Raw genomic sequence first — 22490 nt, 5'->3', positions numbered from 1 at the left:
CTCGATAAGTCTGCCTCGATCGAAGTAGCGGAGCGGCCATGATTGCTCAGCAAATTGTTAATGGCCTCATGCTCGGCGGCGTGTACGTGATGGTCGCCGTCGCCTTTACGCTGGCGATCGGTGTTCTCAACTTCCTCAATTTTTCTATTCCTGGCATCTTCATGGTTGCAGGAATGGTTTCGTGGGCCGCGCTGAAGAGCGGCCAGCACTGGCTGCTCGCGTTCGGCTTCGCGCTAATGGCGAGCGCCGTCGTGGGAGTCGCCGTCTATTTCCTGACTTATCGGCCGAGCAGCGACAGCGACCCGGAGGTTCCTCTCGTCAGCTCATTGGGATTCCTGGTTCTCCTCGAGAACCTGATCGTCTTGTGGTTGGGATCTGACCAACAATCCTATCCCGCGATCATTGCGGATTTTAATTTCAGAGCGGGCTCGATCATCGTCGGCGGAGCTCAGCTTCTAAGTCTGGCACTTTCGCTCGCGTTTGTGATCGCACTGTCCCTGTCGTTGCGGTTCACGAACCTCGGGCGTCAGGTCAGGGCGATCGCCGAAAGCCGCCGCACGGCATCGATTCTCGGTGTGAATGTCGGCTCCGTCGTCCCTAGAGTGTTCGTGCTGAGTGCGCTGTTTACGGGCGCCGGTGGCATCCTCTTCGCGATTAGCTACCTGCAGGTGTCCTCGTCCATGGGGGAGAGCATCGGGTTCAAGGGTATCAGCGCAATGATCATCGGCGGCATGGGCAACATCTGGGGAGCGGTCGCTGGCGGCCTGCTGATCGGGCTCGTCGAGATATTGTCGACGCAGTTCCTTGGTGCCGACTTCGTCAATATCGGCGTCTACGGCTTACTCCTGGCTTTGCTGATCATAAAGCCTGAAGGGCTTTTTGGCATGGCTGTCGCCAGGGAGAAGTTCTGATGTCGGGGTATCTGACCGGGCTCATCGTGCTTCTTGCCCTCAACACCATCGCCGCTTACGGCGTCTACCTGCCGATGGCCGCGGGACAGCTCAATCTCGGAATCGCGGGATTCATGGCGATCGGGGCCTACGCCTCTGCATATCTCACCAACATGTGCGGATGGCCGGCCCTTGCCGCTATAGCGGCTGGCGGGGGGACAGCGGCAATCCTGGCGTTCGTGGTTGCGATGCCAATCCTTAGGACCCAGGGCATTTATCTGTCCCTTGCGACCTTTGCTTTGGGACAGGTCATCTGCGCGATTTTGCTTAATCTGGAAGTTGTCGGCGGTGCCGCCGGCTATCCCGTCTCGACCCACATCGAGGCCTTTACGGTCGTCGCCGTGACGGTCGTAGTCGTCTTGCTCGTATGTCTGATGTCGACGACACGAGTGCCGATCTATCTCGCGGCCGTGAAGAATGATCCTTTGGTCGCCGACCTCCTGGGCCTGAATGTCAAGGCCCTTGGTGTCGCCGCACTGACTGCTGGCGCGACCATCGCCGGCGTAGGTGGGGCACTATATGCGCACTACTTCAACTACGTCGAGGCGCAGTACTTCGGCGTGATGCTGAGCACCTACACCGTGCTCTACGTATTGCTCGGAGGGACTCAATCGGTTTGGGGGCCTCTCGTCGGTGCCGCGATCTTCACGATTGTGCCGGAAGCACTGAGGTCCAGCTCGCAGTGGCGATATGCGATCTTTGCACTTTTCATCATCCTCTTCATGGCCCTGCGTCCGCAAGGGCTGATCACTCGTGGACTGACGCGTCGGCGCACGCAGGCCGCAGTGCAGGGCGGAACAACCGCGTCATGAGCATGCTCCTTTCGATGCAAAATCTATCAAAAGCGTTCGGCGGTCTCGAAGTCGTTCGCGAGCTCTCCTTCGACGTGCCGGAGCGAACAGCAACCGCACTGATCGGTCCCAATGGTGCCGGGAAGACGACCGTCTTCAACCTCATCAGCGGTGTGTACCCGGTCACTTCGGGAAGCATTCGGTTTCGCGGCTCGGATATCGTGAATCTTCCGTCACGCTATCGAATCAAGCGCGGAATCGCTCGCAGCTTTCAGAATATCCGTCTGATCCCCCGTCTGTCAGTGATCGATAATCTGCTCATCGGCCAGCACGTCACACTGACGCGGCCTTTCGATGTGATGCGGCCATTTCGATTGGTTCGGGATCACGAGTGGATCTGCGCGGCCAAGGCCGAGCTTTCGGCGTTCGGTCTAGGTCAGTATGCCGATGAACCCGTAGGTCTGCTCCCTTACGGGATCCGCAAGCGCGTGGATCTCATCCGGGCAACCCTGTCGTCGCCCTCGGTTTTGATGCTCGACGAGCCGGCTGCGGGTCTCAATGCATCGGAAACACGCGAATTGCATAGCCATCTCGATACTCTGAAGGAGCGGGGAGTAACCCTTCTCGTGATCGAGCACGACATGCAGTTCATCCGATCGGTCTGCGAGAAAATTGTCGTGCTGAACTTTGGCTGCAAAATCGCAGAAGGATCATTCGACCAGGTGAGGACGGATGAGCAAGTTCGTGAAGCTTATCTTGGGGCGGAGCAGGCGGCATGAGCGGATTGATCCTCGACATTGAGCAAATGTCGGCGTGTTACGGGCGGGTCGAGGCGCTCATCGGTGTTTCGCTGCAAGTCGCGCATGGTGAGATCGTGACCGTTGTCGGTGCAAATGGGGCCGGCAAGAGCACTCTGCTCCATTCAATTCTCGGAATGGTCTCGCCAGCGAATGGCAGGATTACTTTCGCCGGCGCGGACATCACCCGCTGGCCGATTCACCGTCGCATCGACACCGGGCTCGTTCTCGTGCCGGAGGGCCGGCGGATCCTGGTGTCCATGACGATCGAAGAAAACCTGCTTCTTGGCGCCCATATGCGGCAGGACAAGACTGCCGTACGGCGTGAGATCGATGGCATCTATGATCGGTTTCCAAATCTCGCGCAGCGCCGAAATCATGATGCATCATGCTTATCTGGTGGGGAACAGCAGATGCTTGCGCTCGGCCGCGCAATGCTGGCGAAACCACAACTCCTGATGATGGATGAACCATCCCTCGGCCTGTCACCCTTGTTTGTCTCGAAGCTGTTCGAGCTCATCCGGGAATACAATCGCGAGGGGCTCAGCGTGCTGCTGATTGAGCAGAACACCGCAAATGCTCTGAGGATCGCTCACCGCGCGACAGTGCTGGAATTGGGCCGAGTGGCCCTCGAGGGGAATGCTGCCGCCATCGCTGGCAGCGCTCGCCTTCAGGAAGCCTATCTCGGGGGCGCGGCTCGCGAGGTTACGGAGATTGATCACAAGAGGAAGTCAGCAGGGAGGCGTTCATGAAATGCAGAAGAATTCTGGCGGGAATCGCAATTGCAAGCGCGCTTGCGTCGGCGGCGTATGGGCACGAAAGGGAGTTGGTCATCGGGTTGTCGATGGCCAGGACCGGTACGTTCGTAAGTGTGGCGAACGCAAACGAAATTGCCGTCGATATGGCCGTTGACGAGATTAATCGCGCCGGCGGCGTCAACGGATCCGCAATCCGGCTCGTGAAATTCGATACGGCCGGTGACCCCAAGCAATCGGTGCTCGCGGTGGAGCAGTTCGCTCGTGACAACGGGGCCCTTGCCATCGTCGGCCCATTCTCGTCGAGCGAGGCGCGCGTGGCATTTTCGGCCGGAGAACGGCTCGGGATCGTCCAGATGTCGATGTCATCTTCCGCACCTGGAGTAGCGGCCCCATTCAAGTATGCTTTCCGGAATACTGTCGATGAAGGCCTGGTCATCGAGATGGTTCTCAAGGCCATGCGCGCCAAGAATCTCAGCATGGGGACTGCGGCGATTGCTTACGCGACCGACGACGCCGTATCCAAGGCGGTCGGCACCACGGTGCTGCCGGAGGCGCTGATTAAAGTCGAAGTCCCCGTCGGCGGATTCGTCGATTTTCCGTACAAGGCGTTCGACATGTCGGCTCAGGTCTCGAAGCTCGCCCAGCTGAAGCCCGATATCGTCGGCGTTGGGGCTCCCCCCGAGGCCATGATCAATCTGGCCAAGGAGATGAAACGGCAGGGCGTTAGCGCTCGCCTGTTCGCGGGCACGACGGTCGGCGATCCCGACTTGCCGGTCCGGTTTGGAGATGCGGGCGAGGGGACGATCATTGGCTCACCCTTCTATAGCGATCTCAACGATGCCGTCCGGGCCTTTGCAAGGTCGTTTGCGACCCGGGCAGAAGCCGCCAAAATCGGCCGGACGGTGCCAAATCAGACTGATATATCCAGCTACGATATCGTCTACCTCTATGCGGAGGCCATGAAGCGCGCTGGCGTGACGGGCGAGCCGTCCAAAATCGCTGCTGAGCGCACCGCTGTCAGGGACGAATTGCGGAAAATGAAGGATTACCCGGCTCTTGGTGGGAAAATCACATTTCGGGAGAATGGTGACGCGATCAAGCCCATTTACGTACTTGAGGCCAAAGGCGGACACTGGACTCTGTTTGATCAGCGTACCGCAGATTGAACACGGCTGGACGGTGCCGGATCATCGGCACCGTCCAGCCACTGCCATTACGACGGATGATCCGGCACCAGGACAGCTCGTCCGACAACGCGGCCCTCCCTGAGATCGGACAGTGTCTCATGAGCCCGATCAAGCGGCCTGGTCACAATCGGCATTTGGTCCACGCCTGTCCGCACCAGACCCATCAGCTCGATCAGATCTCGTCGGCTACCAACGAATGAGCCGGACACCGTAATGGCCCTTAAGGGCATTGTTGCCAGCGATAGCGTGCGCTCGCCGCCAAAGAGACCGACGATTACATAGATTGCGCCCTTGGCGAGGGTCGCCATGGCGAGATCCCATGAAGCCGGCGATCCGACGAAGTCGATGATCGCATGAATGCCTCCCTGGGCGCTCTCGGCAAGGAGTTTGGCAAAGTCATCTTTCGTAGGATCAAGAGCTGCAATGGCACCTGCTGCCAGCGCCGCACTGCGCTTATCGGGATCAATGTCCGCAACGATCGCGCCGGACCGCCCCATCGCCTTCAACAGAGAAAGGCACATCAGGCCGAGCCCGCCGGCCCCGACAATCAGGATTGGCTTTCCCAGGCGGTCGGGGCCGAGCTTCTTCAGGGCGGAATACGCCGTCAGCCCCGAGCACGCATAGGGCGCAGCCTGCTCCGGCGGGATCGCGGGAATATCGATGAGGTATCGGGGGTGGGGGACCAGGACGTGGTCGGCATAGCCGCCTGGGCGCAATACGCCGAGATATTGCGGAGTCGGACACAGATGCTCGTCGGAGCTCTTGCAGACCTGGCACTCTCCACATCCAAACCAAGGATAGACCAAATAGGTTCTGCCCATTTCAGCGAGACGCATGGCGTCTTCGCCCGCCGCTACCACCGTGCCAACGACCTCGTGGCCCATGGTGTGCGGCAGCTTTTGTCCCCGGTCGGACATCTTCATCATCTTGCCCCCGCCCAGGTCATAGCCGCCTTCCCAGATATGAAGGTCGGTATGGCAAACGCCACAGGCGTTGACCCTGAGAAGGACTTCGTTGCCCTTCGGGACGGGCGTAGATGTTTCGACGCATTCGAGGGGAGCCCGGTATTGGGTGAGCGCGAGACTTTTCAAATGTTCCTCCGTTGTGAATGAGCCTGAACGACGCCTTGCCCTTTTGCCTTCAGCCGCCGCGCGTCGATCTTCGTGCTTTCGATTTCACCTTTGACGTCGTGATGCGAGTCGCGGTCCGATTGACATCCAGGTGACGCATCTATAGCAATATAGTTAGGTTGGTTAAATAACTAAATGAGGCTGGGATGTTTGAGAGGGCACTGAAGAATTTCGATATCGGCTTTCTGAATTCCGGGACGTACGCGCATGGCGACGGATGGAGCCCGACCGATGGCAGGATCCCGTTCGATGCGGTCGACCCGGCTCAAGACAAGGTCGTAGCCCAAATCGCTGGCGCCAACGAGCGCGACTACGAGCGCGTCATTCGCTGCGCTCAGGCCGCGCAAACCGAGTGGGCAACCGTTCCTGCTCCGAGGCGAGGAGAACTGGTCGGGCGGATAGGTTCACTTGCTGCAGAGTACCTTGACGACCTTGCTGCGCTCATCGTCCTCGACACAGGCAAGGCGATTGGCGAGGCCAAGGCCGAAATCCGCGAAGTCATCGACATGGCTGCGATGGCGGCGGGTCAATCGCGCATGATGTATGGTTTCGTTCAGCAATCGCAGCGCAGCAAGCACCGAATGTACGATCAATGGCTGCCGCTGGGCGTCGTCGGCGTCATCACAGCCTACAACTTCCCGGCATCGGTCTGGGCCCAGAATGCCTTCCTTGCTGCTATCGGAGGCAATACGGTCATCTGGAAACCTAGTCCAAAAGTGCCACTCACCGCGCTTGGCCTGCAGCAGATCTGCAATATGGCGATGAACGAGCTCGAGCTCGACGGTGTCTTCTCGCTTTTCATGCCCGGCGATAACAGTGTAGCGGAGCTGCTCATCCACGATAAGCGCATCGCTTTGGTATCGTTCACCGGATCAAGTGCCGTTGGCCGGAGGGTTGCAGACGTCGTGGGCAGCACGTTGGGCCGCCGCTACCTGCTCGAATGCTCAGGCAATAACGGATGTATCGTTGACCAGACCGCTGACCTCGCGCTGGCCGCGCGGAGCATCGCCTTCGGTGCCGTCGGCACGACCGGCCAACGCTGCACGAGCACAAGACGCGTCATTGTCCAACGTTCGGTCGCGAAACCTCTGATCGAGCTCTTGAAGCAGGCCTTTGGTCAGATCACGGTCGGCGATCCCAGGGAGGAGGGAACGATTGTCGGCCCCCTGGTGGACCGCGACGCAGTGATGCTTTTTGAAAGGGCCGTTCGAAACGCAAGGGATGCTGGAGGAAAGGTCATCTTTGGTGGAAAGCGTATCGATCGTCCCGGCTACTATGTCGAGCCAACGCTGATTACAGACCTGCCTCACGACTTGCCTTCTGTTCAGAAGGAAACCTTTGCTCCGATCCTCTATGTCTTTATCTACGATACGCTTGAGGAGGCCATTCATATCAACAACAGCGTACCTCAGGGGCTCTCGTCAGGCATTCACAGCACGGATCTATCCAATATCGAGCTGTTCCTGTCTGCCGCGGGAAGCGACTGCGGCATCGCAAGGGTCAATATGGGGACGACCGGCGCCGACATCGGCGCTGCGTTTGGCGGCGAGAAGGAGACAGGCGGCGGACGCACTGCTGGCTCGGATGCCTGGAAGGGCTACATGCGAAGACAGAGCGTGTGTGTCAATTGGGGAGGGCTGTCTCCCTGGGATGCCTGCATCCGTCTCTAAATTAGCAAGCCGACTTGGGCTGCGTTGACGTCAAGAATTGGCCTCAAGCCGTCGCGGCTTGAGGCCGTGGCTCGTATGCGCGCAGACCGAGTTTCGGGCTCAAAGAACGATCCCTGAGGGATCAACCGGTCGCGTCAGCGCAACAGTCGGATCCAGCCCATCATGAACTGGACGGAGAACATCTTTCAGGAGTTTATTGACGCCCTTCAGACGGCCATGGACGAGGACGAATTCGAGCGGATTGCCACGCGAGCATCCCATGGTCTCGGCTTTCGCTGGTTTGCCTATCTCAGTATTGTCGACAGCTCGCAAAAATTGATCTCGTCCTACCCGAAATCCTGGACGAGCCGATATCTGCGCCACCGCTATCATCGGCTCGATCCGGTCGTGCTCCGCGCCAGAGCCGAACACGCGATGTTCACCTGGGGAGCATCGTCCGGGTCAACCCGTCCAAGAAACCGTGAGCAATCCCGCTTCTTTGAGGAAGCAACGGGATTCGGGATCAAGTCCGGAATAACGGTGCCGATCAGGGCAGGGTTCGGCCGCATGGCGGCCTTTACGGTCGCGACCGATGATGCCCTGATGGAGCCGGACCTCCTGCTTGCGACGTCGAATGACATCGTGCAACTGCTCGGGCTCTATTTCCATACGCATCTGCGTGGGCGAGCCCCCGCGAACCAGACACGGCGGGAGGGCCAGATCCTCAGCCAGCGCGAGCGCCAATGCCTTGCGTGGGCCGCTCTCGGCAAGACAGTGTCCGAGACAGCCGTGCTTGTCGGCGTCACCGCGCGCACAGTGGCATTTCATCTCGAAAACGCACGCCGCAAGCTCGACGCGGTTTCGATCACCCATTGCGTTGCGCTGGCGATCCGGCGACGGCTGTTGCCCTGACGCAACGAGGCATCTTCAGATCCCTATATTGACGCGCCAGCGCGTATCGCAATCCGCTATCTTGTGGGAAAATTGACGCTGAGTTGGCTCTCGCTGGCGTAAGCTTCTGTTTGGTTGTGAACCTGTCAAATAACACAGGCGCTGCTTGCGCCGCTCTCTGGTCTGGTGGGCTTTCCCTCAACGGAGCTTGCCATGCACGCTGTTACTCTCGATCATCGTCAAACCGGATCCCAACTCGACCTCTTGGTGCAGATGTTCCGCCTGCGCCGTCGTGTTTTCAGGGATCGTCTGGATTGGACGGTCTCAGTCTCCGGAGATCTGGAGATCGACATCTACGATGCGCTGGCACCGACCTATGTCTTGGTCGTCTCCGACGACTATGACGTCCTGGGGTGTGTCAGGCTGCTTTCGACCACCGGTCCCACCATGCTCGCGGACACGTTTCCAATATTGCTTGGCGACAAAGAGGCGCCGAGGAGCGAGCTCATTCTGGAGAGCTCGCGGTTTTGTGTGGATACCGATCGAGCCGTTGAGCTTGGCCCACACGGAATCAATCGTGCGACGTTCGTACTGTTCGCGGCAATGCTCGAAACGATGCGGGCGAAAGGTGCAAACGCAATCGTGACCGTTACGGATGTGCGGATGGAGCGCATCTTGAGACGCGCCGGCTGGCCGCTGGAAAGGCTGACGGAGCCGCGCAAGCTCGGCCAGACAACCGCGCTTGCGGGATATCTCCGGGACTCCGATTTGGCGCTTGAGGCGATGTACCGCCAAGCAGGGCTCGAAGGGCCCGTCGTGCGCAATCAGCCCGAAGGCCGCAAAGCCGCGTGATCGGGCGCGGCACCGCGCGTCAAGGAGCCCGCTTGTGCTGGCAGACCCCCGCCAGAGTCGCGTTGTCTTGCTAAACCTCGCGCGCGGCAGTACGGCGGGAGTAGCAGAGCGTTTCCCTGTCCGCTGCGGTGGAAGCCTGACGCTGCTCCCGGTCTGTCACGAAATTCTTGGCGCAAAGTCGATCGCAGTCGGCGAATATCTGACAGACCTGCTGCCGGTGGAGGTCGCGGCTTCGATCGAACACCTCAAGTCCGACGCTCTGTCGCCGTGGCGCGACCCAGGATTTTCCGCTCACTTTGCGGAGGCAGACGTCGGTATCATTTTTCTCGGTGGCGGGTTTCTGGAGGAAGAGGTGCTGATCGCAGCGCTTGAGGGTGCTAAACGGGGTTACGAAATGCGACTACTCTCGGATCTCGCGTTTGCGCGAAGGGAGACGGACCGCCAGTTTGTCGCAGATCGCTTGGCGCACCACGGCATCGTTACCACCACAATTCGCCAAGCCTTGTTCGAATGGGCGGTGGTTCTCGATGATCCGGCGATGACACACAGGATCCGGCAGTTGCTGCCTTGATTGGGCGCCCTCGCAAGCGTTCGCTTGCTGGCCGGGCTCTCGTGAACCGAGCCCTGTCCGGTCTCGGCCTTCCGGCTTCGATCCCTGACGCCAAGGTCCGCGCCAACCGGACGCGTGCGACGTTTGTGCTGAAGAGTATTTTCGAACGATGTGGACCTCGTTCGAACGAGAAACGAGTCGGAGGCAAAATCTGAGCTCACGACCAAGCCGCATTAGTCTGTGAGCCGGAAACGACGTGTGAAACACCTTCTGGCAGGGCCGGCCGCAAACAGCCATTAAGTTGCTCCTAAAGGCGGGGGCGGCGCCCGTATTGTCCCGAACCGGAAGGCAGCAACCGCGCCCCTGTCAGCTCCTTGTGAACACCGTGTCCTTGGCGCGACCCTCCACTTTCGCTCCGGCCGCGCCGGTACAGCCTGCCTCTGGCGTTCGGGGCTGTCCGGTCGCTCTTCGACGCAGGCGTTATACGATCTGTCTGCTGTCTTGACGCGACCTGAGCGATCAGGGGGCGGGCTGTATACAAGCCATGGCGCCTTCTTATGCGCGTTGCCAAAAGCTGATGCAGCAGACAAATCCATTAGCCGCGTTTATGCGGCGAATTTTTACTTCCAATTTTACTTCGCGAAATCCCGTCAATAGCCTTGAGCGCAATTGATCACATCGCAGCCGGTCAATGGCGATCGGTGCGGGCGTTCATCGTAACCAATGAGGGTTGCCATGCTTGACAGGGATAAGCGGACATCGACTTCCGATCCGGCGGGAACGGAAGTGACGTCTTCGAAAAAGCTGAGCCGGCGCACGATGTTGAAGGGTGCTGCGGCAGTTGCGAGCGCAGCTGTGGGTTCGGATGCGATCCGCGGATTCCCGACCATCTGGGCGCAGGAGATCAAGGACATTGAGCTCCGCCATGTCGGCGTCTCCTATTCGGTGGTGAAGGCGATCGGCGACCAGGCGGCCAAGGATCTCGGCTTCAAGGTGACGATGCAGAACCTTGATACCTCCGCTGCCATCAACCGCTTCATAAGCCAGCCTAATACGGTCGATATCGCCGATCTTGAAGGCTGGCAGGCCAAACTCGCCGCCAAGCGCAGCGTGATCCAGGGCATCGAGGTCAAGAAAATCAAGGAGTTCGACAACATCCTGCCGATCTTCACCAAGGGCGAGATCGACGGTCACAAGATCCCGCGTCAGGGCATTTCGCCCTACGAGGCGATGTATGTCTCCAAGCCCGACTCCACCGATCTGCATGACGGCGTCACGGAATGGGCGACCTTCCTGCCGCAGGTCTACAACGCCGATTCCATCGGCTATCGGCCCGACCTTGTCGGCCATGAAGTAACCGAGTGGAAGGACCTGATCGATCCGAAGTTCAAGGGCAAGGCTGCGATTCTCGACGTTCCCGCGATCGGGATCATGGATGCCGCGCTCTGCTTCGAAAGCGCCGGGCTGATCAAGTACGGCAACAAGGGCAACATGACCAAGGAGGAGATAGACTTTACCTGCAACAAGCTGATCGAGCTGAAGAAGCAGGGCCAGTTCCGAGCGACCTGGACCACCTTCGACCAGTCGGTGCAGTTGATGGCGGCGGGTGAGGTGGTCATCCAGTCCATGTGGTCGCCGGCGGTCGCCGCCGTGCGCGTCAAGGAAATCCCCTGCGTCTACGCGCCGGTTAACGTCAAGAACGGCAAGGAAGGCTATCGCGGCTGGTGTAACGGCATGGGCCTGATGAAGCACCTGTCCGGCAAGAAGCTCGACGCGGCCTACGAATATCTCAACTGGTATCTCTCGGGCTGGCAGGGCGGCTTCGTTGCGCGTTACGGCTATTACAGCCCGGTGCCGTCGACCGCGAAGAAGTTCCTCACACCGGCGGAATGGGCGTTCTGGTACGAGGGCCAGCCAGCGCCCGAGGTGGTCAACGATCCCTATGGCGTGCCGATGGAGAAGACCGGTACCAAGCGTGACGGCGGCTCGTTCCTGGACCGCGTCAAGAACATCTCGTGCTGGAATACGCTGATGGACGAGGCCGCGTACATGAACAAGCGCTGGAACGATTTCAAGGTGGCCTGAAACCTGCTTTCCCGACCTGACGACAGCATCGGCGCGGTCGCGCGCCGGTGCGAGAAGACCGAGTTCGAGGCCGATATGCAGCCGAGTCCAGTTTCAACTCAAGCTTCGCCACGCGACAATCTCGCCGGCTGGCTCTATGTGTCGCCGCTGGTCCTGGTGCTCGTGCCGTTCTTCGTGGCGCCTATCTTGGTCGTACTGGCGGCGAGCTTCTTCGCCACTGACGGTTTTGGCGGCCTGACGCCCGACTTCACGCTGGCGAGCTACGTCGATGTGCTGCATTCGGCGCTGACGCTGAAGCTGTATCTGGCGACTATCAAGTTCACGGTGCTGACCTGGATCTTCACGCTGATCATCGGCTTTTTTGTCGCCTATTTTCTGGTTTTCCACGTCCGTAACCAGCTGCTTGCTATCGGCCTGTTCCTGCTGTGCACGGTGCCGTTCTGGACCTCGAACATCATCCGGATGATCTCCTGGATTCCTCTGCTCGGCAAGGAAGGCCTGATCAACCAGGCGCTGTTGACGCTAGGCGTAATCCGCCAGCCGCTTGAGGTGTTGCTGTTCTCCGACCTTGCGGTGGTCATCGCCTATGTCCACCAGCTCACGATCTTCATGATCGTGCCGATCTTCAACTCCATGGCGCGGATCGACAAGAGGCTGATCGAGGCCGCGATCGACGCCGGCGCCAGCCGTTTCGACATCATGCGTCTGATCGTGGTGCCGATGTCCAAGAGTGGCATCGCGCTCGGCACCATCTTCGTGGTCTCGATCGTAATGGGCGACTTCTTCGTGGTGAAAGTGATGTCCGGCGGCGGTTCGGCCTCGGTGGTCAGCGCGTTCTACGAGGACGTGGGCGTGCTGCAATATCCGACCGCGGCGGCGAGCGCCGTACTTCTGACTCTCGTGCTGGTTGCGGTCGTCGCGCTGATCCTACGCACGGTTGATATCCGGCAGGAGATCGCGCGATGAGCGCCGCCCTCGCCGACATGCCCGAAACGGCCGCGCCCGCGACCAGGAAGGCGATCGCACCGAGCAAGGGCGGCCGGCCCTGGACCTTCTACGTTCTTGCGACGCTATTCGGGTTCTACGTGATCGCGCTCTACGGGCCGATGTTCTGCATTTATGTCCTGTCGTTTCAGGATATCCGCGGCGGCCTCGTGTTCCCGATGAAGGGCCATTCGCTGCATTGGTTCGTCGATCTCTTCACGCAGGTGCGGACCGGCGACGTCAAGGGCTCATTCGACCGCTCGATCAAGCTTGCGGTCATCGTCACCGTGATCACAGTGGTGGTGTCCTTTCTGGCAGGGCTCGGCTTCCGCAAGCGCTTTCGAGGCGACACCGTCGTGTTCTACATGATGATTGGTAGCCTTGTTGCGCCCGGGCTGGTGCTCGGTCTTGGCACCGGCCTGCTGTTTCAGGCGCTCGGACTGAACGCCAGCTGGTACACCTCGGCGCTCGGCGCGCAGCTGTCCTGGACGCTGCCGTTCGGCGTGCTCGTGATGTTCGCGGTGATGTCGCGCTTCAATCACGTCTGGGAGGAAGCGGCCTACGATCTCGGCGCCAGTCGCTGGCAGTCGATCTGGCTGGTGATGATCCCGGTGCTGGTGCCCGGCATCGTCGCGGTGGCGCTGTTCGGCTTTACGCTCTCCTACGACGAGTTCGCGCGCAGCCTCCAGACGGCGGGCTCGCTGAACACGCTGCCGCTGGAAATCTGGAGCATGACGCTGAATGTCACCTCGCCCTCGCTCTACGCGCTCGGCACGGTGACGACCATCGTCTCATTCATCGTCATTGGCGCGAGCCTGGGCAGCATCGTGCTGATCCAGAAGAGGCGCGGCAGCAGCGCAAAGGGCTGAGCTGGAATATGAAGAGCGATCGCGGTGATATCGAACTGGCTGGCGTCGGCAAGAGTTTTGACGGAGCGACCTACGTGGTCGACGGCGTCAACCTCAAGATCGCCGACGGAGCCTATTGCTGCTTCATCGGCCCCTCAGGCTGCGGCAAGACCACGATTCTGCGCATGATTGCGGGCCATGAGGACCCGACCGCGGGCGAGATCGTGATCGGTGGCCAGAACGTCGTGGGGCTTGCGCCGGCCCAGCGGCGCACGGCGATGATGTTCCAGTCCTACGCGCTGTTCCCGCATCTCACCGTGCGCGACAACATAGCCTTTGCGTTGCGCGTGCGCGGGATGTCGAAGACCGATCGCCTGCGCGCCGCCGACGTCATGATCGAGAAGGTCCGGCTGACGCAATTCGCTGACCGCCTGCCGGCGCAACTTTCTGGCGGTCAGCAGCAGCGTGTGGCGCTGGCGCGCGCGGCGATCACAGAGCCGCGCGTGCTGCTGCTCGACGAGCCGCTCTCCGCGCTCGACGAGCAGCTACGCGTACAGATGCGCCAAGAGCTCAGGCGGATGCAGCGGGAGCTCGGCATCACCTTCATCCATGTCACCCACACCCAGCTCGAAGCGATTGCGCTCGCCGATCTCGTGGTGGTGATGGAGCAGGGCAAGATCAAGCAGGCGGGGGCCGCGCGCGACGTATACGCCCACCCGCACGACCGTTATGTCGCCGAATTCATGGGCGGTCAGAATGTGCTGTCGGGGCGGGTGGAGAAGGTCAACGGTGCAAGCTTTACACTCGCACAGGCCGCGCCTTCAGGAATCGAAGTGCCACTCCAGGCGCGCTCGACTGTCTCCGTGGGCGACAAGGTTGATATCGCTGTGCGCCGTGACGACGTCGCGCTGGTCAGGCCGGGCCGGGAGTTGCCGCCCGGCTGCAGCACGTCGCTGCCGAGCCGCGTGCTCGCGATCGAATATCAGGGCTATTTCGTCAAGGTCATGCTCGACACCGTGCCGGACGACGAGTTCGTGGCTTATGTGCCGGAAAAGACCTTCTTCGCAGATCCGTTCACCGTCGGCGATGTCGTCATGGCCACATGGGCCACGGGCAGCGCACTTCCACTAGCCTGAAGACCCCATCGCGCACAGGAGTATGACCGTGCAGATATCCTTCACTCTCAACGACCGGCCAACCACCGTTGACGTCGAACCGGCGACGCTCGTCGCCGAGCTGCTGCGCGAGCAGCTCAATCTGACCGGCACGCATATCGGTTGTGACACCAGCCAGTGCGGGGCCTGCGTGGTGCATCTCGACGGCCTCCCGGTGAAGAGTTGCACGCTGCTCGCGCCTGCGCTCGACGGCGCGACGCTGCTGACGATCGAAGGGCTGAGGAGTGAACCCGGCTCGAATCGGATGCATCCGATGCAGGAGGCGTTTCGCGAACATCACGGCCTCCAGTGCGGATTCTGCACGCCCGGTATGCTGATGACGGCGGTGGCGCTCGCCACTGAGAAGCCAACGCTGACGGAGGCGGACGTCCGCCACGGCCTCGAGGGCAATATCTGCCGTTGCACCGGATACCAGAACATCGTCGTCTCAGTGATGGCCGGCGCTGCCGCCATGAACGCTGCCAAAGGAGAGTGACCATGGGCAATGTGATTGGCATTGGCGCCTCACCGAAGCGCAAGGAGGACCAGCGGTTCCTGACCGGCCGCGGCAATTACGTCTCCGACATCAAGCGTCCCGGCATGACCGCGGGCGTGTTCGTGCGCTCTCCGCATGGCCACGCGATTCTGCGCGGCGTCGATAAGAGTGCGGCGCTGGCTTCGCCCGGGGTCATTGCTGTCCTGACCGGCGACGACGTCAAGACTGACGGACTGGGTTCGTTGCCCTGCGGTTGGGGCATCTCGGACGCCAAGGGCGTGCCGATGAAGGAGCCGCCGTTCCCGATGCTGGCTCAGGGCAAGGTGCGCTTCGTCGGCGACATGGTCGCCTTCGTTATTGCCGATACGCCGGAGCAGGCCAATGCGGCAGCGGAACTATTGACCGTCGACTACGAGGTCCTGCCGTCCGTAGTGGGCGTGCTCGAGGCGGTCCGGCCGGGCGCACCCCAACTGTTTGATGATGTGCCGAACAACATCTGCTGCGACTGGGAGCTCGGCGACAAGGCCGCGGTCGAGACCGCCTTCCGCAAGGCCGCGCATGTCGCAAAGCTGAGCCTGGTCAACAACCGCCTGATCGGCAACCCGATGGAGCCGCGTGCCGCGATAGCCGAGTATGAGCCGGGCACCGACCGCTTCACGTTGTGGACCACCAGCCAGTTCCCCCATGTCGTGCGCTTCCTGATGGGCGCTCTGGTCCTGAACATTCCCCAGCACAAGCTGCGCGTGGTCGCTCCGGATGTTGGCGGCGGTTTTGGTGTCAAGCAGTTCCACTACGGCGAAGAGGCCGTCATCACCTGGGCCGCCAAGCGGGTGATGCGGCCGATCAAATGGGTCGCGAGCCGCTCGGAGGGCTACGTTTCCGATCGTCACGGCCGCGATCATGTCACCGAGGCCGAACTCGCGCTCGACGAGACCGGCAAATTCCTGGCGTTCCGCGTCAACACGCTTGCCAATATGGGCGGCTATCTCTCGACGTTCGGGCCGAACATCCCGACCAATCTTTATGGGCCCTTGCTCGGCGGTGTCTACACCACGCCCGCGATCTACTGCAATGTGAAGGTGGTGTTCACCAACACCGTGCCGGTCGACGCCTATCGCGGCGCGGGCCGACCCGAGGCGACGTTCGTGCTGGAACGCATCGTCGATGTCGCAGCCAGCGAGATGGGCATCGACCGCGTTGAGATCCGCCGCCGTAACATGATTCCGAAAGAGGCCTATCCGTACCAGACGCCGGTGCTGGTGCAGTACGATTCCGGCGATCCGATGGGGTGCCTCGACGGCGCGCTGGTCGCGGCCGACGTCAAAAATTTCGGCATCCGTAAGGCGGCCTCGGCCAGCAAGGGAAAATTCCGCGGGCTCGGCTACTCGACTTATGTTGAGGCCTGCGGCCTGGCGCCATCGCGTTTTGCGGGACGGCTCGGCGCGCGCGGTGGCCTCTATGAGAGCGCCACGGTGCGCGTGCATCCAACGGGCCAGGTAACGGTCATGATCGGCACGCACAATCACGGCCAGGGCCATGAGACGACGTTCGCGCAGATCGTCTCGGAGAAGCTCGGCGTCTCCTTTGAGAATGTCGACATCGTGTTCGGGGACACCGATCGCGTGCAGTTCGGCATGGGCACCTATGGCTCCCGCTCGCTGGTGGTCGGCGGCGCGGCGCTGTCCAAGGCGACCGACAAGGTGATTGCGAAAGGCAAGAAGATCGCGGCGCATCTGCTCGAGGCTTCCGAAGTCGATATCCAGTTCGAGGCCGGAAACTTCTCAGTCGCGGGTACGGACCGCATCAAGTCGTTCGAGGAGATCGCGGGCGCTGCCTATGTGCCGCATAATTATCCGCTGGAAGTGCTGGAACCAGGGCTAGAGGAGCAGGCCTACTACGATCCCGTCAACTTCACCTATCCCGGCGGCTGCCACATCGCCGAGGTCGAGGTCGATCCGGAAACTGGCACGGTGACACTGGTCAACTACACGGCCGTGGATGACGTCGGCACGGTGATCAATCCGATGATCGTCGAAGGCCAGTTGCACGGCGGCATCGTCCAGGGTGTCGGCCAGGCGCTGTTTGAGAGCGCGGTCTATGACGAGGGCTCAGGCCAGCTCTTGTCTGGTTCGCTAATGGATTATTGCATGCCGCGGGCCGATCACATGCCGATGATGAAGGTTGCGACCCACTCCACGCTCTGCACTCACACGCCGATGGGTGTGAAGGGCTGCGGCGAAGTCGGGACCATCGGCTCGCCGGCAGCCGTCATCAACGCGGTGGTGGATGCGCTGTCGCATCTGGGCGTGACCCATGTCGACATGCCGGCGACGCCGAACCGGATCTGGCGCCTGCTGCAAAATGCGTCGCTGCCGGTCGCGGCGGAATAGGGAGGACAACAATGAAGCCGTTTGCCTATCACCAGCCGGCCGAGATTTTCGACGCAGCACGATTGCTGACCTCGATTGAGGACAGCAAGCTCGTAGCTGGCGGGATGACACTGATTCCCACCCTGAAACAGCGGCTGGCCAATCCCGTCGCGCTGGTCGACCTGTCGAAGCTCGGATCTCTCAAGGGTATCAACGATGACGGCGCCACCATCACGATCGGCGCGATGACGCCGCACGCGGTTGTGGCTGCCTCGAGACTGGTGCAGGCAAAGATCCCCGGGCTTGCGGCGCTGGCCGCGATGATCGGCGACCCTGCGGTACGCAGCCGCGGTACCATTGGCGGCTCGGTCGCTAACAATGATCCCGCGGCTGACTATCCGGCCGGTGTGCTCGGTCTCGGTGCCACGATCGTCACCAGCATGCGTGAGATCCCGGCCGAAAAGTTCTTCGTCGGGCTGTTCGAAACTGCGCTTGAGCCGGGCGAGATCATCACCGCGATCCGCTTTCCCGTGCCGCTCAAGGCGGGCTATGCAAAGTTCAAGGCGCCGGCGTCGCGCTATGCGCTGGTTGGCGTGTTCGTCGCTAAATTTTCCGACTGCGTTCGCGTGGCTGTGACTGGAGCAGGGTCGGGTGTGTTCCGCGTGCCGCCGATGGAAGAAGCGCTGTCGCAAAATTTCGATCCGTCCGCGATCGCGGCGATCAAGGTCGACACCGACGGCCTCACCTCCGACATCCATGCCGAAGCGGACTACCGTGCGCATCTCGTCACGGTCATGGCCAAACGTGCCGTCGACGCGGCGCTCAGCTAGCTTTTTAGGGTTGATGATGACTGATGGTTCCGGCCGAACGGCCTTCCCGCCAGCGCCGACTGGCCTTGGCGCGCTTTCTGCAACCGAGATCATGGCCGGCTATCGGCGCAAGACGTTTACTCCGCGTGATGTCGTGGACGATACGATAGCTGCGCTCGAAGCGACGCATGAGGCTTGCAATGCGGTGGTGACGCCGATGTACGGGCAGGCGAGGGCGGAAGCCGACCGCGTCACCAAGGAGATGCGCGCGGGCGAGGCCAAGGGGCCACTCGCCGGCGTACCGGTCACCATTAAAGACCTCGTCTTTGTTGCGGGCGTGCCAGCCTATGCCGGCTCGCCGATGAACAAGACGTTCGTGCCCGACGTGGATGCCGCGGTGGTGTCGGCGCTGAAGGCATCGGGCGCGATCATCACCTGCAAGACTACGACTTGCGAGTCCGGCTACAAGCTGACGGCCGACAGTCCGGTCACGGGTACCACGCGAAATCCCTGGAATCCCGGTCGCACCAGCGGCGGCTCGAGCGGCGGCGCGGCCGCGGGCGTTGCCGCGGGCTGCGGCCCGATCGCGATCGGCACCGACGGCGTCGGATCGATCCGTGTTCCATCATCCTTCTGCGGCGTGTTCGGGCTGAAGCCGACCTTTGGCCTCGTGCCGCGCTCGCCCGGTTTCTCGCCGCCATCCTGGGCCTCGCTCGCGCACACCGGACCGATCACGCGGACGGTCGCGGATGCCGCGCTCACGCTGGAAATTATCGCCGGCTACGACATGCGCGATGCCGCAAGTCTGCCCGTGCCGTCCCGTCGCTTCGACACCAACGCTGTTCCGTTGAATGGCGTTCGTATCGGCGCCAGCGCCGATCTCGGCTACGCCGCGGTCAGCACCGATGTGCGCGCAGCGTTCAACAAGGCGATCGCCGTTCTCGATGCCTGCGGTGCACAGGTCACTATCGATGGTCCGGGCCTCGATGCCGGCATCTTGGAACACACGCTGAAGCCGATCGCCTTCACAGAGCAGGCGGCGGCGGTTGCGACAAAGACCACGGCTGATTTGGCCAGTTCGGAAGCCGATTATCGCGACGTGGTTACCGCCGGCCGCCACTACAGTGGCACGGACTATATCGAAGCCAGCTATCGGCGCGGCCAGGCGCGCAATGCATTCCTGAAGCTGTTTGAGCGGGTCGATGCGCTAGTGACGCCAACGGTTGCGGTGACCGCGTTCGAGGCCGGTAAGATCGGTGTCGGCAAGATCGACGGCAGGCAGGTCGATCCGCATCTCGGCTGGTCGCCCTTCACCTGGCCAATCAACCTCGCTGGCCTTCCGGCCGCGACTTTGCCTTGCGGTTTTGACCGGGATGGCCTGCCGATTGGTCTTCAAATCATCGCGCCCTGGCTCGACGAGCCCACGATCTTCCGCATCGCTGCGGCGTTCGAGCAGGCGCAGCCCTGGGCAAAGTTTTGGCCGTCGCTGGCGCTCAACGAGATAGGGCGAACGCGCGCGAAGGCGTAGTGCTAGGACAACGCGATCGGTGCGCCGCGGCCGCTGAGCTCTTCGTCGAGGCGCAGATAGTGCGCCAGGTAGTCGTGCAGTGCGGTCGCGGCTTTCGAAGTCGCGCCGCTCGATTTGTAGAGCAGCAGCTCGATTTTCGGCAGCGGCGGCAGGCCCTCGTTGGGACCGATCTCGCGCATCGTCGGCACCAGCGCGCTGCGGCCGAGCACGGTGACGGCCATGCCGGCGAACGCCGCGGCCTGCAAGCCGCCGACGCTTTCGCTGACGCAGGCGATGCGCCAGCGCAGATTCGCGCGCTCTAGCGTATCGATGGCATAGTCGCGATAGATGTTGCCAGGCGGCAAGAGCGCGAGCGGAATCGGGCGCTCCTGGTGCGCGGCGGATTGATCACCGGTCATCCAAACCAACTGCTCGCGCCGCACCACCTGGCCCCCGGTGAAATCATTCATCCGTGTGACCAAAGCGATGTCGACATCGCCGCGCTTGACGAGACCGACCAGTGGCGTCGACAGCGCGCAGTTGAGCTGGACTTGCACGCGCGGAAAGGATTTTCGGAACACGCTGAGGATCGAGGGGAGCATGAAGGCGGCGTAGAGATCCGGCGTGCCAAGCACGACATGGCCCTCGATCTCCTGTGACGCAAGTTGCGAAATCAGTTCGTCATGCAGCCTCAGGATGGATCTGGCGTAAGTGAGAACCGTGCTGCCATCATCGGTCAACGTCAGCCTGCGGCCGCCATGCTCGAACAACTGCTTGCCGGTGAGCTCCTCCAGCCGCTGCAATTGCAGGGTGATCGCCGGTTGGGTGCGGCCCAGCCGTCGCGCGGTCTCAGTGATGCTGCCGGTCTCGACCACCGAGATCAGCGACCGGAGCATGCGGATGTCGAGACTGATGAGGTTCATGCGGCGTCCATGTCGCCCAGAATTTATGCAAGTTCCGTGCAAGCGTAGCTACAGGCAATTGCGATCAGCCGAACCAGAGAAAACGAACAACCGGGCAGGGCGGCCGACGGGAGAAAAATACCCTTGTGTTTTTGAAGAGTGCTGTAAGATATTGTTAACATGGAAGGTTTTGCTCACTAAGCGAACTGGGCCTCCCTGCCAAGGTGGCTCTGAAATCCGGAATGCGGCTTGCCAAAATGGACTCAGAGCGGGATGTGCCGCGAAGAAATTCCCGGCAAAACCATCGATGCTCGCCACAACCTTCGGAAACTGAAGAACCGGCTATGGGGCGCCGCTGTCGCGCTGGTTCTGTGTAAGAATGCCGCACCGATCAAATCCGGAGCAAACTCATTCCTCAACTCTTATTCGGCCTGGTCTATCTCCTTATCCTGACCCGCTTCATCTGGCCGCTGCAGTTGCCGCTGTCGATCAAGTTCGTAATGGCAGCGCTTGCATTGGTCGCATTGCAGTTTCACCGGTGGAGCAAGCTCTCGTCAGGCTCTGTGTTCTCTCCGGAATTCCCGCGACCGGTGGTCGCTATCTTCAACTGGGCTTTCGGCGCGCTCGTTCTGCTGGCGCTGCTTCAACTGATGCTTGATGCCGGACTTCTATTCGGGTTGCTGATCCACGGCGGGCCCCTGAGTGCCCCCGACGGTGTCCGTTACGGGTTGGCTGGGTTAGCATCGATTGCGGCTGCGACCGGCGTCCATCAGGCAATGAGGATTCCGCCGCTGAAGGACGTCGAAGTCTGCATCTCCGGACTTCCGCGGCAATTCGACGGTTACACCATTCTGCAACTCACTGATCTTCACATCAGCCGCCTCTTTCCAGCATCATGGGCGCGCGCTGTTGTCGAGCGATCAAACAAGCTCGGCGTGGACTTAATCGCGATCACGGGAGATCTGATCGATGGCACGCTCGAAGCGCGACGCGCCGACATCGAGCCGTTGCGGGACTTGAGAGCGCCCGACGGCGTCTACGTGATCTCCGGGAATCACGAATACATTTTCGGCTACAGCACATGGATGGCGCACTTCGGCGCGTTGGGACTGCTCTCGCTCGAGAACAGGCACATCGTTCTCGAGCGCAATGGCGGTAAGTTGGTCCTCGCTGGCATCACCGACCGGGCGTCGCGCCATAGAGGACATCCCGACCGCGATCTCGCTGCAGTCCTTGAAGGCGCTCCAGAAGGTGCTCCTCTCATTCTGCTCGACCACCAGCCAGGTGACGCACGAAACGCCGCGGCGCTTGGCGTGGCTCTGCAACTGTCCGGACATACACACGGAGGACTGATTCTAGGGCTCGACAGGTTGGCCGCGCGCGCCAACGCGGGTTACGTCTCGGGTCAATACGACGTGGACGGGATGACGCTCTACGTGAATAACGGCACGGCCCTATGGCCAGGCTTCGCGTTACGGCTCGGTCGATCATCCGAATTGACGCGGGTCACGCTCCGCCGGGTAAGGTGCAAGTCAGGCAATGCTGACTGATCTGCTCGTAGCCTGTGCCGCAGCTGGCTGTCTTGGTTCGCTGGTTATGCGCTGATCGCTAGGCGGAGGCATATGTAAGTCGACGTATTGGCGTTTCGTCCGCTTCGGGTCAACAGGCGCTGCCCTAATCGCCGCCGGTCCCGTCCGATCTGCCGCGACAACCCGGCGATTTCAGAGCCGGCCCGGGCTTCGCGTTCGGGCCAGAAGTCGACCCAGCAAGTTACCGCTCGC

Annotated in this window: 20 protein-coding genes; 18 read left to right on the top strand and 2 right to left on the bottom strand. The window is 61.2% G+C overall.

What is annotated here, in order from left to right; translation table 11 throughout:
* Positions 1-38: 38 nt before the first annotated feature.
* From AB7531_RS28145 to AB7531_RS28125, 5 genes are read left to right on the top strand one after another with little or no spacing between them, the layout of a single operon-like run.
* Positions 39-911: a branched-chain amino acid ABC transporter permease gene (locus AB7531_RS28145; protein ID WP_063984064.1), complete on the top strand. Its 873-nt coding sequence runs from the start codon at positions 39-41 to the stop codon at positions 909-911.
* Positions 911-1762, top strand: a complete 852-nt coding sequence (locus AB7531_RS28140) for a branched-chain amino acid ABC transporter permease (protein WP_231144562.1) — start codon at positions 911-913, stop codon at positions 1760-1762. Before AB7531_RS28145 ends, AB7531_RS28140 begins: the two co-directional genes overlap by 1 nt.
* Positions 1759-2520, top strand: a complete 762-nt coding sequence (locus AB7531_RS28135) for an ABC transporter ATP-binding protein (protein WP_231144563.1) — start codon at positions 1759-1761, stop codon at positions 2518-2520. The genes AB7531_RS28140 and AB7531_RS28135 overlap by 4 nt, the downstream gene beginning before the upstream one ends.
* Positions 2517-3290 carry an ABC transporter ATP-binding protein gene (locus tag AB7531_RS28130; RefSeq protein WP_063984062.1) on the top strand — a complete coding sequence of 258 codons (774 nt, stop codon included), beginning with the start codon at positions 2517-2519 and terminating at the stop codon, positions 3288-3290. Before AB7531_RS28135 ends, AB7531_RS28130 begins: the two co-directional genes overlap by 4 nt.
* Positions 3287-4462 (top strand): ABC transporter substrate-binding protein, encoded by a 1176-nt coding sequence (locus tag AB7531_RS28125; RefSeq protein WP_063984061.1) that lies wholly within the window; start codon positions 3287-3289, stop codon positions 4460-4462. The genes AB7531_RS28130 and AB7531_RS28125 overlap by 4 nt, the downstream gene beginning before the upstream one ends.
* A 47-nt stretch (positions 4463-4509) precedes the next feature.
* Here AB7531_RS28125 and AB7531_RS28120 read toward each other — a convergent pair whose 3' ends face one another.
* On the bottom strand, positions 4510-5574 hold the full coding sequence (locus AB7531_RS28120) for an alcohol dehydrogenase (protein ID WP_063984060.1): 1065 nt from the start codon (positions 5572-5574) through the stop codon (positions 4510-4512).
* Between the two features lie 185 nt (positions 5575-5759).
* On the opposite strand from AB7531_RS28120, the gene AB7531_RS28115 reads away from it, so the two are divergent.
* The 12 genes from AB7531_RS28115 to AB7531_RS28060 all read left to right on the top strand — a co-directional run bounded on the left by AB7531_RS28115 (position 5760) and on the right by AB7531_RS28060 (position 19828).
* Positions 5760-7283 (top strand): aldehyde dehydrogenase family protein, encoded by a 1524-nt coding sequence (locus tag AB7531_RS28115; RefSeq protein ID WP_063984059.1) that lies wholly within the window; start codon positions 5760-5762, stop codon positions 7281-7283.
* A gap of 162 nt (positions 7284-7445) precedes the next feature.
* Positions 7446-8174, top strand: coding sequence for an autoinducer binding domain-containing protein (locus AB7531_RS28110; protein WP_063984058.1), 729 nt, complete (start codon positions 7446-7448; stop codon positions 8172-8174).
* A 192-nt stretch (positions 8175-8366) separates the two neighbouring features.
* Positions 8367-9005 carry an acyl-homoserine-lactone synthase gene (locus tag AB7531_RS28105; protein ID WP_063984057.1) on the top strand — a complete coding sequence of 213 codons (639 nt, stop codon included), beginning with the start codon at positions 8367-8369 and terminating at the stop codon, positions 9003-9005.
* Between the two features lie 34 nt (positions 9006-9039).
* On the top strand, positions 9040-9576 hold the full coding sequence (locus AB7531_RS28100) for a hypothetical protein (RefSeq protein WP_231144565.1): 537 nt from the start codon (positions 9040-9042) through the stop codon (positions 9574-9576).
* A gap of 714 nt (positions 9577-10290) precedes the next feature.
* Positions 10291-11640 carry an ABC transporter substrate-binding protein gene (locus AB7531_RS28095; protein WP_063984055.1) on the top strand — a complete coding sequence of 450 codons (1350 nt, stop codon included), beginning with the start codon at positions 10291-10293 and terminating at the stop codon, positions 11638-11640.
* A 75-nt stretch (positions 11641-11715) separates the two neighbouring features.
* Positions 11716-12606, top strand: coding sequence for an ABC transporter permease (locus tag AB7531_RS28090; RefSeq protein ID WP_063984054.1), 891 nt, complete (start codon positions 11716-11718; stop codon positions 12604-12606).
* Positions 12603-13493, top strand: a complete 891-nt coding sequence (locus AB7531_RS28085; protein ID WP_063984053.1) for an ABC transporter permease — start codon at positions 12603-12605, stop codon at positions 13491-13493. Before AB7531_RS28090 ends, AB7531_RS28085 begins: the two co-directional genes overlap by 4 nt.
* An 8-nt stretch (positions 13494-13501) precedes the next feature.
* On the top strand, positions 13502-14608 hold the full coding sequence (locus AB7531_RS28080) for an ABC transporter ATP-binding protein (RefSeq protein ID WP_063984052.1): 1107 nt from the start codon (positions 13502-13504) through the stop codon (positions 14606-14608).
* 22 nt (positions 14609-14630) lie between these two features.
* The gene (locus AB7531_RS28075; protein ID WP_187387739.1) at positions 14631-15122 is read left to right on the top strand and encodes a (2Fe-2S)-binding protein; all 492 of its coding nucleotides are present in this window, start codon (positions 14631-14633) and stop codon (positions 15120-15122) included.
* Between the two features lie 2 nt (positions 15123-15124).
* Positions 15125-17512 carry a xanthine dehydrogenase family protein molybdopterin-binding subunit gene (locus AB7531_RS28070; protein ID WP_063984051.1) on the top strand — a complete coding sequence of 796 codons (2388 nt, stop codon included), beginning with the start codon at positions 15125-15127 and terminating at the stop codon, positions 17510-17512.
* A gap of 11 nt (positions 17513-17523) precedes the next feature.
* On the top strand, positions 17524-18321 hold the full coding sequence (locus AB7531_RS28065; RefSeq protein WP_063984050.1) for an FAD binding domain-containing protein: 798 nt from the start codon (positions 17524-17526) through the stop codon (positions 18319-18321).
* 16 nt (positions 18322-18337) lie between these two features.
* The gene (locus AB7531_RS28060; RefSeq protein WP_063986463.1) at positions 18338-19828 is read left to right on the top strand and encodes an amidase; all 1491 of its coding nucleotides are present in this window, start codon (positions 18338-18340) and stop codon (positions 19826-19828) included.
* A 2-nt stretch (positions 19829-19830) separates the two neighbouring features.
* Here the strand turns inward: AB7531_RS28060 and AB7531_RS28055 are convergent, their stop codons facing one another.
* On the bottom strand, positions 19831-20730 hold the full coding sequence (locus tag AB7531_RS28055; RefSeq protein WP_063984049.1) for a LysR substrate-binding domain-containing protein: 900 nt from the start codon (positions 20728-20730) through the stop codon (positions 19831-19833).
* Between the two features lie 389 nt (positions 20731-21119).
* Between AB7531_RS28055 and AB7531_RS28050 the strand changes: the two genes are divergently transcribed.
* Positions 21120-22259 carry a metallophosphoesterase gene (locus AB7531_RS28050; RefSeq protein ID WP_063984048.1) on the top strand — a complete coding sequence of 380 codons (1140 nt, stop codon included), beginning with the start codon at positions 21120-21122 and terminating at the stop codon, positions 22257-22259.
* Positions 22260-22490 lie beyond the last annotated feature (231 nt).

The organism is Bradyrhizobium sp. 63_E2_N1_3 (assembly GCF_052076005.1).
Lineage (GTDB): Bacteria > Pseudomonadota > Alphaproteobacteria > Rhizobiales > Xanthobacteraceae > Bradyrhizobium > Bradyrhizobium barranii.
The sequence above is the reverse complement of the archived record's forward strand: the minus strand, read 5'-3'. Positions and strand labels throughout refer to the sequence as shown.